We start from the raw sequence: 14,495 nt of genomic DNA on the forward strand, positions 1-14,495 counted from the left end.
ATCTATTTTCAATACGTAGTTTAAAAAGTAAAGTGAGTAATACAAATAAAGCATATAAGATAATTTTATCAGGTGGAGGCACAGGAGGCCATATCTATCCTGCAATTGCAATTGCTAACGAGCTGAAGTTGCGCTTTCCGGAATCGGAATTCTTATTTGTTGGTGCAAAGGATAGAATGGAAATGGAAAAGGTGCCACAAGCTGGCTACCAAATTAAAGGATTATGGATTACAGGAATTCAGCGTCAATTAACGCTTAAAAATATGATGTTTCCATTTAAGCTAATTAGTAGTTTATGGAATGCAAAAAAAATAATCAATCAATTTAAGCCAGATGTAGCTATTGGTACAGGTGGTTTTGCTAGTGGTCCATTATTACATGTTGCTGCTTTAAAAGGAATTCCAAGCTTAATTCAAGAGCAAAATTCTTATCCAGGAATAACTAACAAATTACTGTCTAAAAAAGTAGCCAAAGTATGCGTTGCTTATAATGGTTTAGAGCGATTTTTTCCTTCAGAAAAGATTATTAAAACGGGTAATCCTGTTAGACAAGATTTATTGGATATTTCTTCTAAAAGAGCAGAAGCAATTAAGTATTTTAATTTAATTGAAGGTAAGCAAACCTTATTAGTTTTGGGCGGAAGCTTAGGTGCAAAAGCAATTAACGAGTTGATGGTTGATGAGCTTGATTTTTTACAAACACTAAACGTCCAAGTAATATGGCAATGTGGTAAGTTGTATTATCAAACGTATAAGTTATATGGTAACACAAAACATGTACAAGTCCATGAGTTTATTAATAAAATGGATTATGCATATGCTGCAGCAGATTTTATAATATCACGTGCAGGAGCAGGATCGGTAAGCGAGTTGTGTATTGTTGGTAAACCGGTTGTATTTGTACCTTCTCCATACGTTGCAGAAGACCATCAGACTAAAAATGCAAATGCCATAGTTAAAGAAAACGCAGCACTATTAATCGCTCAAGAAGATTTAAAAGTTGACTTTAAAAATAAATTTGGACAACTAGTAGCTTCTAAAGAAAAACAAGAAGAGTTAAGTCAAAATATTAAAAAATTAGCATTAGTAAATGCAACTAAGGATATAGCTGACGAAGTTGAAAAACTATTAAATAAATAATGAACTTAAATAACATACATAACATCTATTTTATCGGTATTGGAGGTATTGGTATGTCTGCTATTGCGCGTTATTTTAATGCTAATGGTAAACAAGTTGGTGGTTATGATAAGACAAAAACAGATATTACAGATAGTTTAGTTGCTTTAGGTATTTCAGTAACTTTTAAAGACGATATTAGTGATTTAGAATCGCATTATTTAAATCCAGAAACAACTTTAATAGTTTATACGCCTGCAGTGCCTAAAAACCATGTGCAATTAAATTATTTTTTAGATAATACATTTAAAGTGCTTAAGCGATCTGAGGTTTTAGGTTTAATTACACAGCATTCGTTTTGTTTAGCAGTTGCTGGTACACACGGTAAAACAACTACAACAAGTATATTAGGGCACTTACTTAATGAGTGTGACGTAAAGTTAACTGCATTTTTAGGTGGTATAAGTGAGAATTATAATTCTAATCTTATATTAAATGGTGATAAAGTAAGCGTTGTAGAAGCAGATGAGTTTGATAGATCTTTCCTTACTTTAAGTCCAGATATGGCATGTATTACATCCATGGATGCAGATCATTTAGATATATATGGTGACGCTTCAGAGTTAATAAAAACGTTTGAAGATTTCACTAAAAAGCTAAAACCTAACGGTAAATTGTTTGTTAAAAACGGATTACCATTAAATGGAATTACCTACGGTATTGAAGATAACGCAGACTATTCTGCACAAAATATAACCATTAAAGATGGTGCTTATATTTTTGATGTTAAAACGCCAAAAACGGTACTAAAGCAATTTAAATTTAATCTACCTGGTAGACATAATTTGTTAAATGCTTTAGTTGCTTTAGCAATGTCGCTAGAGTATGGATTGCCTCATGACCAACTTATAAAGGCATTAGCATCTTATAAAGGGGTTAAGCGCAGATTTACATATCAAATTAAGACAGACGACATCGTTTTTATAGATGATTATGCACATCATCCAGAAGAGATAAATGCAGTACATCAAGCTGTCAGAGAGATGTATCCAAATGATAAAGTTGTTGCAGTGTTTCAGCCTCATCTTTTTTCAAGAACTAAAGATTTTGCACAAGACTTTGCAAAAAGTTTAGCGCAGTTTGATCAAATCTTGCTTTTAGACATCTATCCAGCAAGAGAATTGCCAATAGAAGGCGTAACGTCGGACTGGTTATTAGGTATGATTGACAATAAAAACAAAAAATTAGTCACTAAACAAACAATGATTCAGCATATTAAAGCAAGTAATGCTAGAATAGTGTTGACCATTGGAGCAGGAGATATTGGTGCAGAAGTATCAAAAATTAAAAAAGAATTATTAAATGAAAGCTAATTGGAGCTATATAAAAATGGGATTACTACTAGGTTTAGTAGTATTTTTGTATGCCTTCTCTTCAGCACGAAGTGGTAAAAGATTAGTATCAAAACCTAACATAGAATTTATAGGAAATAAAAACCTATTTATCACGCATGAAGATGTTAGTAAGTTGTTAATACAAAATCAACAAAGTGTAACCAACAAGTCCAAAGAAATTTTAGATTTGAATTTGTTAGAGACAACCCTAAATGCAAATCCAATTGTCGAGTTTGCAGATGTTTACGTTAGCGTGACAGGTAAGTTAACAGCCAAAGTAAAACAAAAAACGCCTATTGCCAGAGTGGTAACAGACGGATCTTTTTATGTAGATAGCAATGGTGGCTACATGCCACTATCAAATAACTACACAGAGCGTGTACCAATGGTAACCGGTTTTGTCAATAAAAAAGATTTAGAAAAGGTTTATACCATAGCAACAAAAATTCAAGAAGACACGTTTTTGAAGACGCATGTGGTGCAAATTCATCAAAATAAAAACAGTACAATTAATCTTAAGTTAAGACAGTGTAATTTTGTAGTCAAATTAGGCAGTTTAGAACAATTGGATAAAAAAATTAATAATCTAAAGGCTTTTTACTTAAAGGCTACAAAAGATAAAGCTTTAGATAATTACAGTATAGTAAACTTACAATTTGGTAATCAAGTTGTATGCACAAAAGCATAAGTTATGGAACAAAACATTGCAGTAGGATTAGACATAGGAACCACAAAAATTGTGGCTATGATTGGTCGTAAAAACGAATATGGTAAAGTCGAAATTTTAGGCATAGGTAAGTCTAAAAGTTTGGGTGTGCATCGTGGTGTAGTAAATAACATAACGCAAACCATACAATCTATACAGTTAGCCATTAACGAGGCAGAAGCTGCAGCAGCAACAAAAATTGAAGGTGTTACAGTAGGTATTGCAGGACAACATATTAGAAGTTTACAACATAGCGATTATATCACTAGACCAAACAGCGAGACTGTTATTGACGAGGAGGATATAGAGCGTTTAATCAATCAAGTACACAAATTGGTAATGCTACCAGGAGAAGAAATTATCCATGTGTTACCTCAGGAATATAAAATTGACGGTCAAGCCGAAATTAAAGAGCCTATCGGTATGTATGGTGGTCGTTTAGAGGCTAACTTTCATGTTGTAGTAGGTCAAGTATCTTCCATCCGAAACATAGGACGATGCGTGCAAAGTGCAGGATTAGCATTAGAAGGAATTACTTTAGAGCCTCTAGCTAGTGCCAATGCAGTATTAAGTCAAGAAGAAAAAGAAGCAGGAGTAGCATTAATCGATATAGGAGGTGGTACAACAGACTTAGCTATTTTTAGAGACGGAATCATACGTCATACAGCAGTTATTCCTTTTGGAGGAAATGTAATAACAGAGGATATAAAAGAAGGTTGTTCCATTATTGAAAAACAAGCCGAGCTTTTAAAAATAAAATTTGGTAGTACTTGGCCAGGAGAAAATAAAGACAATGAAATTGTCTCAATTCCAGGATTAAGAGGACGTGACCCTAAAGAGATAACTTTAAAAAACTTATCTAAAATAATACATGCAAGAGTTGTAGAGATTATTGAGCAAGTGTACGTCGAGATCAAAAATTACGGTCACGAAGAACAAAAAAAGAAACTAATCGCAGGAATTGTTTTAACAGGTGGAGGAAGCCAGTTAAAACATTTAAAGCAACTGGTAGAATATATAACAGGTATGGATACCAGAATAGGATATCCAAACGAGCATCTTGCAGGAGATAGTGATGACGCAATAACCAGTCCTTTATTTGCAACAGCAGTAGGATTAGTTATGGACGGATTAAAACGTCAAGACCGCAAAAAAGCAGAAGCAGTGATTGAAGAAGAAATTCAAGCACAAGAAATTGCAAACGAAGAAGTGCCAGAAGTAGAAAAAATTGAACCACCTAAAAAACAACGCAAGTCGTTTTTAGATACGTTAACAGAAAGAGTAAAAGACTTTTTGGATAACGCAGAATAATAAATACATAAGAATACTAAGCGATGTATGTATCGCTAAAAAATAATAATTGATCCAGTAAAATAGAATTTATGAGCAGCAACAACGAATTCGAAAACATAGCATTTGACTTACCAAAAAACCAATCTAATGTCATTAAAGTCATTGGTGTAGGTGGAGGAGGTAGTAATGCCATAAACCACATGTTTCTTCAAGGAATAAAAGGTGTAGATTTTGTCATTTGTAATACAGATGCACAAGCACTTCAAAACAGTGGTGTTCCAAACAAAATCCAATTAGGTTTAAACTTAACAGAAGGATTAGGTGCAGGAGCAAATCCAGACGTAGGAGAGCAATCAGCTGTAGAGAGTTTTGACGATTTACAACGCATGTTAGATACTAACACTAAAATGATATTTATAACAGCCGGAATGGGTGGAGGTACTGGTACAGGTGCAGCTCCAATCATAGCAAAAATGGCTAAAGATTTAGATATCTTAACGGTTGGTATTGTAACAATGCCTTTTCAGTTTGAAGGTAAAATGCGAAATGCTCAAGCCCAAGAAGGAATTGAAAAATTACGTAAAGAAGTAGATAGCTTGGTTGTAATTAACAACAACAAACTACGTGAAGTATATGGTAATCTAGGATTTAAAGCTGGTTTTTCTAAAGCAGACGAAGTCTTATCTACTGCAGCACGTGGTATTGCAGAGGTAATTACACATCACTACACACAAAACATCGATTTACGTGATGCTAAAACAGTACTTAGTAATAGCGGAACAGCTATTATGGGATCTGCTTCTGCGTCAGGTCAAAATCGTGCGCACGAAGCGATTTCTAAAGCATTAGATTCACCATTATTAAATGATAATAAAATTACTGGAGCCAAAAACGTATTGTTGCTAATCGTTTCTGGTGCTCAAGAAATTACTATTGATGAAATTGGAGAAATCAATGATCATATTCAAAATGAAGCTGGTCATGGTGCAAATATTATAATGGGAGTTGGTGAAGATGACAATTTAGAAGAGTCAATTTCAGTAACAATTATCGCAACTGGTTTTGATGTTGAACAACAAAATGAAATTTCTAATACCGAAACTAAAAAGGTAATTCATGCATTGGAAGATGACCAAAATATGGAGCAGGATTTAAACAAAAAAGAAAAAGAGCCTGCGATAATCTTACCAAGTATTGAATTAGAAGAAAAGAAAGAAACACCTAAAGCAGTTGTACATACATTAGATTTAGAAGAAGATACGGATGACCAATTATCAGCTTTTGAAATCGCGCAAGTAAACAAGCAAAAAAGTACAACACTTAACGATCAAGATTTAGTTCAAACCACTCAGTCAATAAAAAATATAGACGTTAACTACACACAAGTTAATGCCTTAATAGACGAGACAGAAGAGTTTAATATCACTTCTTCAAGTGCTACATTAGATCAGGTTAATAATATTGAAGAGACTGAAAAGAAACAACAAATTACCTTAAGTTTTGATATGCCATTATCAGAGCCAGAAGTAGAGGCTGTTGTGGAAGAAGAAAAACCTGTTATTATGAATTTAACAGATGAAATCAGCAACTTAGAAGTTAATGATTTTGTAGAAGTTGTTCCAGTAACAGAAAACTCGCAGTCAGGAGAAATTAGATATGCGTTAGACGACTACGATGAGGTAGAAACTAATACAACTAAAGTATCAGAAGCTAAAGTTGAGGTTGATAAAGAAGTGGTTTTTGAGAAAAAACAAATTGAAGCTCAAGAATTAGAAGTGGATATTGATGCTGAAGTTGATCCAATGAATACTCCAATTTCTGAGTTACTAAAAAGTAGAGCAGATGAGCGTAGAAAGAAAATGAAAAATTTTAATCATAAATTCAATAGCTCAAAAATTGAAGATATAGAAAAGATTCCAGCATATAAACGTCAAGGTTTAGAGCTAGAAGACAGACAACACTCGTCAGATAATAATATTTCAAGAACATCATTAGGTGTGGATGAAAATGACGACATACAATTAAGAAGCAATAATTCTTTTTTACACGATAATGTAGATTAATAATCAATTAGATTAATCCATTTTTTTGACCCGGAAAGTTCCCTCAAACTTTTCGGGTTTTTTGTAAGCTATAATCAGGTCATCACTTGCAGTTAGCTTACTTAAATAAATACTTTTAACTATCTTCGTAATAAATATTAAATAATACATACAATGAGTCTATCTACAGATATAATGACAGCCCTAAAAGAGGCAATGAAAAGTAAAAATACAGTTGCCTTAACAGCTTTAAGAGCAGTTAAGTCAGCTATATTATTAGCTCAGACAGAAAGTGGTGCAAAAGAAGAATTAACAGAAGAGCAAGAGCTTAAAATTTTACAAAAGCAAGTTAAACAACGTAAGGACAGTGCAGCTATATTTTTAGAACAAGGACGAGAGGATTTAGCAGCTCCAGAGTTGGCAGAAGCAGAAGTAATCTCTCAATTTTTACCAGAAGCTATGAGTGATGAAGAAGTCGCTAAAGTTGTTGATGACGTTATAGCAAAAACAGGAGCAGAAGGTATGAAAGACATGGGTAAAGTCATGGGAATGGTTAGCGGTCAGTTAGCTGGAAAAGCCGACGGTAAAACGATATCTACAATTGTAAAGGCTAAGTTATCTTAAATACAAGTTGGGCCTCGTAGTTCAACTGGATAGAATATCAGATTTCGGCTCTGAGGGTTGGAGGTTCGAATCCTCTCGAGGTCACTCTTAAGTTATATGAAATTGAGTTGATTGCGCTAAAATTTAACTATTACTCAACCTCAACCAATATTTTGAATAGTATGGATAATTAAATTCCAACGATCTATAATAGTTTTTCCTTTTTTAAAGTTTCTTTAAGTATTTTATGTTTTTCCCAAAATTGCACTTCTATTTTCTCAATAGTTTCGTCGTATCTTGGATGATTCTGCAACTGGTTCAATAGAGGGTCTTCCTTCATAAATAAAAGCACCCAATATTGGAAACCATCTTGTGAACTAAATTTATCGTAGGCTTCTATAGCTTTATCTGGTATATTTTCATAAAGATACAGCATAGCTAAACTTGCCTCTCTGTAAATTGACTCATCTTCTTCCAAATAATCTTTATATTTCTGAATATATTTTTCTGCTTTATTAGGAAGACCCAATTTTTTATAGGTGTAGGCTATTTTTATGTTCTCTGCTGGATACAAGTCAATTTTATCAGTAGTAAGTATACTAATATATTTCTCGTAATAAACCAATGATTTTTCGTAATCTTCCTGAAAATAATATGTTTTGGCTAATTCTTGAGTGATATCAGCGCGAGTAGTATCTTTACGCCACTCTATGAGCATTTTTTTCTTAAGGATTCTAAATCTTTATTATTCGCATAATCTATAAAATTTTTTAAGTAGGTACTATATTGATTTTTAGGATTATACTTCAGAGATTCTTCAATGTATTTTGAAGCCTCTTTAGCAAACCCATTTTGGACTAATGCATTACTCAGGTTTAGATAGATAAAACTTTTAGATACACTATCGTTAGCTTCAATATTTAATTTAATTCCTTTTAATGCATAAGTGAGATACTTTTTTGTATCTGGAACAACTCTAGCATAGATATCAGATAAAATTAGCACTACAGAAGAAGCATTTGGATTATAATCTAGTGCTTTTTCCAAGTAAGGTATCGCTAACCTAAATTCGTTTGCGTTTATATAATACAGCGCTTTTGCAATCAAAGATAATTCTGAAGTTGAATCATATAACAAGGAATTGTCTGCGTATTCATTTAATTTGTCTAAATATTTCTTTTCAATTTTATTTACATCTAAATAATAGTAGCAAATTGCAACCTGAGCATAAGCGAGTGCAAATTTCGAGTCGTTTTCTATCGCTTTTTCAAATGAACTTATGGCGGCTTGCAAACCCTCCTCTGTCTTTGTTTGTAGGGCTTCAAGTCCTTTTAAATAATAGTCATATGCTAATACGTTTTCTGTTGGTTTTTTATCTATTTGTTTTAGTTCTGCTGGTGTTACAGTTACTTCGATGGCTTCTGCAATTTTTTTTGCAACTTCGTTTTGTATGGAAAAAATGTCTGCCGTTTTATGGTTGTACTGTTCTGCCCATATCGGAGTATCCATTGAAGCATCAATCAATTGAATATTCAATAAAACTTGATCACCAGCACGTTGCCCACTTCCTTCAATCAAGTAATTGACATTAAGTTCCTGTGCTATTTCTAAGATGGTCTTATCTGTATCTCTATATTTTTCTACAGAGGTTCTGCTTATAACTCGAATATCTTCTATTTTTTGTAGATTATTTAATGTCGACTCCATAAGTCCATTAACAAAATACAGGTTATCAGAATCGCTACTCATATTCTTAAACGGCAATACTGCAATAGATTTCTTAGAGTTAGCATTCTCTTCATCACCGTTCGATACTTCTTTTTTGGATAAAACGAGAATGCTGCTATCACTAAAACCAAGAAAATTCCAAATAGTATTTGAATTCGGTACTGTTGGAAAAACCCTTTTTCAGCAACTTTAATAGTGTCTTTGTTTTGGTTATCTTCTTCTACCTTTACTCCATCTTGTTCAAATTCTATTTGCTCATCTATTTTTTTTCGGGCTTCGCCTGGCGAATACCCATAATAGTCCTTAAAACATTTAGTGAAATAGGAATTATTACTAAAGCCCACCTGATAAGAAATTTCAGAAATAGTAAGTTCCGTTTCTTCTAAAAGTGTCATCCCTTTTTGGAGTCTGACTTCACGAATAAATTGACTAGCACTACCTTGTGTTTGCTTCTTAATTTTCCGCAACAAATTTGATCTACTCATATTCATGAGTTCAGCCAATTCTGAAACCCCAAATTGCTCATTAGAGATATTCTCTAAAATAAGAGCCTCAGCCTGTTCTATAAATTTTCCTTGATATGAGATTTTAGACATGTTGTTTTATACTAGTACAAATTTAGAAATTTATATTGAACCATTCTATGGTTTTAAGTTTGAAATTCTTTAGCAAAAAAACAGTTGCTTGCGTCATAATTTATACTTCTGCGTCATAATTTTCTACCTCTCATCAAACTTTATACATTAGGCTTCATACACATTATCAGTTGATTAGGGTGGTTTCGCATCTTTGTAGGAACAAAAATCAAGTTATAAATCGTTACAATTTAAAATTATGAAAACACTTACGATTAATTCAATAAAAACGACCATTCAGATGTTATTCTTAACGCTTTTATTAACAAGTTCATGTGCGCAATCTGACAAAAAATCAAACTCAGATAATATTGCTAAAACTACAAAAATTGCAACCAAACCAAGTATAGATATTCACGGAGCTGTACTCACTGGAAACTTAGATGCAGTTAAGCAGCATATTGAAGCTGGGACGGACATTAATCAAAAAGAGGCTATGTCTGGTTCTACACCATTAATGACCGCAGCCACTTTTAATAAACCAGAAATTGCAAAAGTATTGATCAACGCCAAGGCAGATTTGTCTATTGAAAATAATGATGGTGGCACAGCTTTACATACAGCAGCATTCTTTGGACGTATTGAAATTGTACAATTACTTATTGATGCAAAAGCAGATAAATCAGCTCGCAATAATTATGGAGCTACAGCAAGAGAAACTGTAATGGCAGATTTTGCTCAAATGAAACCTATCTATGAAATGCTAATTCAACAATTAAAACCAATGGGGTTTGAATTAGATCTTAATGAATTACAAAAAGCACGTCCTGTTGTAGCAATGATGCTTCAATAAACATACAATACGATGACCACAGAAAGAAGATACGATATTGATTGGTTAAGAGTAATTGCTATAGGCTTATTATTGATTTACCACATAGCTATTATTTTTCAACCTTGGGCCATGTTTATAGGTTTTATAAGAAGCGAAGACGCTTTGGTAGGACTTTGGGAACCTATGACGATGCTCAATGTTTGGAGAATACCTTTGCTATTTTTTGTATCTGGAATGGGTTTATATTTCGCAATGAAAAAAGAAATTGGAAGCAATTGTTTATAGAGCGAGGTAAACGAATTCTATTGCCCTTTGTGTTTGGAATTTTGGTAATCACTCCATTACACTTTTTAGTTTTTCAGAACTACTATAATATGCCACTGAGCTATTTTCCACATATGGGACACCTATGGTTTTTAGGAAATATTGTGGTCTATGTGATTGTGTTGTTACCTCTTTTTTCTATCTGAAGAAAAACGAAAATGGAAAATTTGGAATGACCATTTCAAAAGTCATGACCTATGCTTTAGGACCGTTATCTATATCAGCATTTTTTATGTTAGAAATTGGTGTTGTTCAACCACAGTTATTTGAACTGTACGCTGAAACATGGCATGGATTCTTTATGGGTTTTCTTGCGTTCTTTTTTGGTTTTCTTTTCGTATACAGTGGTAGCGCATTCTGGCAAACCGTTTCTAAATGGAAATGGTTATATATAGTCATAGCGTCTGTCTTATTTGCTATTCGTTTCACTAGATTTGAGTCTATATCAAATATGTATATCACCAGCATAGAATCAAATTCTTGGATATTGGGTTTATTTGGAATAGGATATAGTTACTTTAATAAACCAAGTGCCTTACTAAGCTATTTGAGTGCAGCTGTTTATCCAGTTTATATTATTCACATGTTTGTCTTATATGCAGGTGCATTACTCATTCTGCCATTAGATCTTCATCCTATGCTAGAGTTTGTAGGAATTACCCTATTTACGTTTATAGTCTGTTTTCTCATTTATGAATTCATCTTAAAAAGAATTACAATCTTGAGACCTTTATTTGGTTTGAAATGGAAATTTAAAAGCGTCGTACAGAAAGAATTAAAAAGGATTTAGAATCTAACTCAAACTTATCTTTTCACTTAATAATAGTTATCAGTACATCAAAACAATAAAATATAATTCATCAATCAATCATCAATCAAAAAACGAACAATTATGAAATTTTCTAACGTACAATTAGATTTATTTACGCTCATGTACTTTTCCTTTTGAGATAGAGACATAAGCTTTACATTGTGTTATCATTATTTTAAAAGTCTTATTATGAGTTATTTAAAAATAGTATTTCAATTAATAAAAAGCCTATATCCAGTGCTAATCTTATTGCTAATATCTTGTAAGGAAAACTCCGTTTCATTAGCAGATCAACCAACCCTTGCAGATTATTACGAGAATTTTTTGATGCCAAACGTTAAATTTAGGGAAATGGGCACTTCTTCAGACACTTATGGAAAAGACATTTATTTTGAAAACATGGTTTTAACGAGAATGACAACGATCGCACAAAATCGTGAGGCTTATGGTAATGCCATTGAATCATTAAAGAAGCTAAAAGACACATATGCTGAATTACGAAATACAAATGAATAATTCAGAAAAAAATCGTGAGGCTTATGGTAATGCCATTGAATCATTAAAGAAGCTAAAAGACACATATGCTGAATTACGAAATACAAATGAATAATTCAGAAAAATTTGATATCGAGTGGTAAACATCAATTTAAAAAATCAAAAAACAAACAATTATGAAATTAATTAAAAGTAAAAAAAGGAATTAGACTTGCAATTGGCATAGTTTCAGGAGTATTATTAGGCGTATTAACCTCAAACATAGCTTTGTGGCTTCCCATTGGAATTACCATTGGCGCAGCGTTAGAATACTCAAAAAAAATTAATGTATTAACTAAGAATACGAAATAAATCATCAATCAAAAACAAACAATTATGAAATCTATTAAAAAACAAATCTTATCAAGAATGGCTTGTGTAGCCTTTACATTATTATCAAGTATAACCTATGCACAAAACACAAATTCAGAAACAACAACACAAAGGGATGGTTTCATCTTCGAATTCGTAGTAGGTGGTGGCATTATCAGCATAGAAGATAGTGCAGGTATTCAAACCTTTGACAAGGCTCAAGGAACCTTTGTTTTTCCAGATCTAAAGTTTGGCTATATGTTAAACGAAAGACTTGCTATTACTGCCTCTTTACCAGGAAACATCTACGAATTTCAGGACAATGACAGAAATTTTGGAGCATTTATCCCATCTGTACAGTATTGGGTAAAAGATCGTTGGTGGATTCATGGTGGAATTGGATTAGCCATAGACTCACCTGCACTATATGATATTAAAGACAATGTAAATGACGATTGGAATTTTGGTGCCGCTGTTATGGCAAGCACAGGTTATGAGATTTACAAAAAGAAAAATTTTGCGCTCAATATTCAGTCTAAATTGGTGCTTGGTAGTGTGTCTTTAGATGGAGGTGCGGATAGAGATGCCGTAATCTTTAATGTAGGATTAGGTTCAGCTGGTTATAATGTTGAATTTGACTTAAACACGAATAGAAAACTAATTTTTAATTGAAACATTATGAAACGTACAATAATAATATTAGCGCTAATTATCTTTTCCACGACGATTGGTGTTGCTCAAACAACAAGTGTAGAAAAATCAACATTCGGATTACAAACTGGAGTTTTAGGAATCTGGGCATATAATGAAGCAAAACTATCAAATACTATAGCACTGAGAATTGAACTTGGTTTTGATTTTGGTATTTGGGAATCTACGTTTTACGATGATTATGATTCTCCATTTTTGCTAACACCTGTAATAGTTATGGAGCCAAGATTCTATTACAATCTCAAAAAACGCTCAGAGAACTCAAAACTAATTGAAGGAAATAGTGGCAATTTTATTGCTTTAAAAATGGGTTATCATCCAGAATTGGCGCTGTTCAATACTGACGATGCTCCTGTGGTGAGTGATTTTTCTATCATACCTACTTGGGGAATTAGAAGAAATTTAGGCAAACACTTTAATTATGAAGCAGGTCTTGGTGCCGGATTTAGCTACACATTTGCTAAACGTGCTGGTTATTTAAAGAACAAAAGTGAACTGGAATTAAATATGCACTTGCGAATAGGGTATAGGTTTTAGCAAAAACAATTATGAAAGCAATAAAATGTCTAAAATATGGCGATGTAGATAATCTGGTGCTAGGTAATGTTGAAAAACCAACACCTAAAGCTAATGAAGTACTTATAAAGATACGTGCTACTTCAGTTACCACAAGCGATGTTCTTATTCGGAGATTAAATGAACCTTTGATCTCTAGATTTATACTTCAACTCATATTTGGTTTTGGTCGTCCAAGGAATCCTGTGTTGGGAATGGTATCAGCTGGAATTATTGAGGCTAAAGGCAAGGAGGTGACAATGTTTGAAAATGGTGATGAGGTTTTTGCCTATGGTTCTATCTCGCCTACTAAACGTCGTTTTGGTTCTTACGCAGAATATATTTGTTTACCAGAAGTTTGGAATCTAGCCCTAAAACCTATAAATCTTAGTTTTGAGGAAGCTGCAGCAATCCCTTATGGTGGCTTACTTGCTTCTCACTTATTAAAAAAGACGAGCATAAACAAAGGCGACAATGTTTTAATTTATGGAGCGTCAGGAAGTATAGGTACAATGGCGATACAATTGGCGAAGTATATGGGTGCTCATGTTACAAGTGTATGCAGTAGTCGAAATTTTGAATTAGTAACCTCTTTAGGAAGTGATAAGGCGATTGACTACACAATAGAAAATGCTGAAAAACAATTAGAAACATATAAATATGTGATTGATGCTGTAGGCAATTCGAAATCATCGAAACTAAAAGAAATGAGCAAAAAAGCGTTGACTTTGAATGGCAAATATATATCCATTGATCATGGGACTCCATTAACTCCAAAAGAAGCTTTTTTGAATTTAAAAAGGTTAGCCGAACAAGAGAAACTTAGACCTGTTATTGATAGAGTATATTCTTTAGAAGAAATGGCCGAAGCTCACAAATATGTGGAGATGGGTCATAAAAGAGGAAATGTGGTAATCACTATTTAGTTGGACTATAGATAATCTCAATCCATAA

18 protein-coding genes and 1 tRNA gene are annotated in these 14,495 nt (G+C 33.1%); 15 read left to right on the plus strand and 4 right to left on the minus strand.

Features of this window, described 5'->3' with window-relative positions; translation table 11 throughout:
• Positions 1-32: 32 nt before the first annotated feature.
• The 7 genes from murG (at position 33) to AC0L3M_RS14295 (ending at position 7,261) form a co-directional block, all read left to right on the plus strand.
• A complete protein-coding gene (murG, locus tag AC0L3M_RS14265; protein WP_145006114.1) occupies positions 33-1,139 on the plus strand; it encodes an undecaprenyldiphospho-muramoylpentapeptide beta-N-acetylglucosaminyltransferase in 1,107 nt (368 codons plus the stop codon).
• Entirely contained in the window at positions 1,139-2,491 is a 1,353-nt protein-coding gene (gene murC, locus AC0L3M_RS14270) for a UDP-N-acetylmuramate--L-alanine ligase (RefSeq protein ID WP_473431198.1), read from the plus strand. Before murG ends, murC begins: the two co-directional genes overlap by 1 nt.
• The gene (locus AC0L3M_RS14275) at positions 2,481-3,200 is read left to right on the plus strand and encodes a cell division protein FtsQ/DivIB (RefSeq protein WP_473431199.1); all 720 of its coding nucleotides are present in this window, start codon (positions 2,481-2,483) and stop codon (positions 3,198-3,200) included. Before murC ends, AC0L3M_RS14275 begins: the two co-directional genes overlap by 11 nt.
• A 3-nt stretch (positions 3,201-3,203) precedes the next feature.
• Positions 3,204-4,529 (plus strand): cell division protein FtsA, encoded by a 1,326-nt coding sequence (gene ftsA / locus AC0L3M_RS14280; RefSeq protein WP_145006120.1) that lies wholly within the window; start codon positions 3,204-3,206, stop codon positions 4,527-4,529.
• A 71-nt stretch (positions 4,530-4,600) separates the two neighbouring features.
• Entirely contained in the window at positions 4,601-6,574 is a 1,974-nt protein-coding gene (gene ftsZ / locus AC0L3M_RS14285) for a cell division protein FtsZ (RefSeq protein WP_473431200.1), read from the plus strand.
• Positions 6,575-6,727: 153 nt separating this feature from the next.
• The gene (locus tag AC0L3M_RS14290) at positions 6,728-7,177 is read left to right on the plus strand and encodes a GatB/YqeY domain-containing protein (RefSeq protein ID WP_292946906.1); all 450 of its coding nucleotides are present in this window, start codon (positions 6,728-6,730) and stop codon (positions 7,175-7,177) included.
• 10 nt (positions 7,178-7,187) lie between these two features.
• Positions 7,188-7,261: transfer RNA gene (locus AC0L3M_RS14295), tRNA-Arg, on the plus strand.
• 100 nt (positions 7,262-7,361) lie between these two features.
• Here AC0L3M_RS14295 and AC0L3M_RS14300 read toward each other — a convergent pair.
• The 3 genes from AC0L3M_RS14300 to AC0L3M_RS14310 are packed head-to-tail and all read right to left on the minus strand — an operon-like array spanning position 7,362 to position 9,480.
• Positions 7,362-7,874: a tetratricopeptide repeat protein gene (locus AC0L3M_RS14300; protein WP_473431201.1), complete on the minus strand. Its 513-nt coding sequence runs from the start codon at positions 7,872-7,874 to the stop codon at positions 7,362-7,364.
• Positions 7,865-8,905, minus strand: a complete 1,041-nt coding sequence (locus AC0L3M_RS14305) for a hypothetical protein (protein WP_473431202.1) — start codon at positions 8,903-8,905, stop codon at positions 7,865-7,867. Before AC0L3M_RS14305 ends, AC0L3M_RS14300 begins: the two co-directional genes overlap by 10 nt.
• Entirely contained in the window at positions 8,902-9,480 is a 579-nt protein-coding gene (locus tag AC0L3M_RS14310; protein WP_473431203.1) for a helix-turn-helix domain-containing protein, read from the minus strand. The genes AC0L3M_RS14305 and AC0L3M_RS14310 overlap by 4 nt, the downstream gene beginning before the upstream one ends.
• Before the next feature lie 238 nt (positions 9,481-9,718).
• Here AC0L3M_RS14310 and AC0L3M_RS14315 point away from each other — a divergent pair, with 238 nt between their 5' ends.
• The 5 genes from AC0L3M_RS14315 (at position 9,719) to AC0L3M_RS14335 (ending at position 11,945) form a co-directional block, all read left to right on the plus strand.
• On the plus strand, positions 9,719-10,312 hold the full coding sequence (locus tag AC0L3M_RS14315; protein WP_290206431.1) for an ankyrin repeat domain-containing protein: 594 nt from the start codon (positions 9,719-9,721) through the stop codon (positions 10,310-10,312).
• A 12-nt stretch (positions 10,313-10,324) separates the two neighbouring features.
• Positions 10,325-10,579 (plus strand): hypothetical protein, encoded by a 255-nt coding sequence (locus AC0L3M_RS14320; protein ID WP_473431204.1) that lies wholly within the window; start codon positions 10,325-10,327, stop codon positions 10,577-10,579.
• On the plus strand, positions 10,570-10,764 hold the full coding sequence (locus tag AC0L3M_RS14325) for a hypothetical protein (protein ID WP_473431205.1): 195 nt from the start codon (positions 10,570-10,572) through the stop codon (positions 10,762-10,764). The genes AC0L3M_RS14320 and AC0L3M_RS14325 overlap by 10 nt, the downstream gene beginning before the upstream one ends.
• A gap of 26 nt (positions 10,765-10,790) precedes the next feature.
• Positions 10,791-11,408 carry a hypothetical protein gene (locus tag AC0L3M_RS14330; protein WP_473431206.1) on the plus strand — a complete coding sequence of 206 codons (618 nt, stop codon included), beginning with the start codon at positions 10,791-10,793 and terminating at the stop codon, positions 11,406-11,408.
• A gap of 210 nt (positions 11,409-11,618) precedes the next feature.
• Positions 11,619-11,945, plus strand: coding sequence for a hypothetical protein (locus tag AC0L3M_RS14335; RefSeq protein ID WP_246457472.1), 327 nt, complete (start codon positions 11,619-11,621; stop codon positions 11,943-11,945).
• A gap of 161 nt (positions 11,946-12,106) precedes the next feature.
• Here the strand turns inward: AC0L3M_RS14335 and AC0L3M_RS14340 are convergent, their stop codons facing one another.
• Positions 12,107-12,280 carry a hypothetical protein gene (locus tag AC0L3M_RS14340; protein ID WP_473431207.1) on the minus strand — a complete coding sequence of 58 codons (174 nt, stop codon included), beginning with the start codon at positions 12,278-12,280 and terminating at the stop codon, positions 12,107-12,109.
• 52 nt (positions 12,281-12,332) lie between these two features.
• On the opposite strand from AC0L3M_RS14340, the gene AC0L3M_RS14345 reads away from it, so the two are divergent.
• From AC0L3M_RS14345 to AC0L3M_RS14355, 3 genes are read left to right on the plus strand one after another with little or no spacing between them, the layout of a single operon-like run.
• The gene (locus tag AC0L3M_RS14345; protein ID WP_473431208.1) at positions 12,333-12,947 is read left to right on the plus strand and encodes a hypothetical protein; all 615 of its coding nucleotides are present in this window, start codon (positions 12,333-12,335) and stop codon (positions 12,945-12,947) included.
• Positions 12,948-12,953: 6 nt separating this feature from the next.
• Positions 12,954-13,523, plus strand: a complete 570-nt coding sequence (locus AC0L3M_RS14350; protein ID WP_186844087.1) for a hypothetical protein — start codon at positions 12,954-12,956, stop codon at positions 13,521-13,523.
• An 11-nt stretch (positions 13,524-13,534) separates the two neighbouring features.
• Positions 13,535-14,467, plus strand: a complete 933-nt coding sequence (locus tag AC0L3M_RS14355; RefSeq protein ID WP_473431209.1) for an NAD(P)-dependent alcohol dehydrogenase — start codon at positions 13,535-13,537, stop codon at positions 14,465-14,467.
• The last annotated feature ends 28 nt before the right edge of the window (positions 14,468-14,495 follow it).

Source organism: Olleya sp. KJ81-1, from assembly GCF_055808135.1.